At 72.0% G+C, this 660-nt stretch carries 1 protein-coding gene; it reads right to left on the bottom strand.

Translation table 11 applies throughout. The features are described 5' to 3' along the window. A partial coding sequence (locus IF129_RS25950) for a DUF742 domain-containing protein (RefSeq protein WP_191212283.1) occupies positions 1-513 on the bottom strand: 513 nt, incomplete at its 3' end. Between the last annotated feature and the right edge of the window lie 147 nt (positions 514-660).

Below are 660 nucleotides of genomic sequence, written 5' to 3'. Positions count from 1 at the left end.
TGGCTGACCACCGGCGGACTCGTCACCGCCGGGCTGATGGATGGCGATGAGCCCGGCCTCGGCGAGGTCGGCGACGAGGATGCGGGCTACGCCGAGGGGGATGGCGAGGAGCGCGGAGACCTCCGCCACCGACTTGATCTCGTAGCACAGGCGGCAGATCCGCTGGTGCTCCGGGAGCTGGCCCTGGAGCCGGGCGGGGTCGGCGGTCGTGCTGACCAGGGCTTCGATGGCGAGCTGGTAGCGCGGCCGGGTGCGTCCGCCGGTCATCGCGTACGGACGCACCAGGGGGTGGGGCTGGCCGCCCCCGCCCATGTCGGAGCCGGAGTGGGCGGAGGACGCGTCGTGTGCCCCGCGCTGTGGCGCGCTGTGCTGTGGCTGCCGGGGCTGCCGGGGCTCCTGCGACGGCTGCTGCTGGTGCTGGCTGGGCGTGGAGGGGAAGTTGTACCGCGCGTAGCCGAAGTCGTGCTCCGGCTGGTGTTCGCCGCCGTACGGACCGCCTGGGGGCGTTGTCACGTTTCCTCCTCCAACTGCCGTTCGCGGGGCCCACCGCTGGGTTCGGGGCCGTGGCCCGAGCCGCGGGGGGCTCCCGCGTCCCCGAACTTTAAGGTGCGGGACACTCGATGCGCACTGGTTGTCTGTTAGTTGAGAAGACTTCCTTGC

This window comes from Streptomyces chumphonensis (assembly GCF_014779715.1).
Taxonomy (GTDB): domain Bacteria; phylum Actinomycetota; class Actinomycetes; order Streptomycetales; family Streptomycetaceae; genus Streptomyces; species Streptomyces chumphonensis.
The sequence above is the reverse complement of the archived record's forward strand: the minus strand, read 5'-3'. Positions and strand labels throughout refer to the sequence as shown.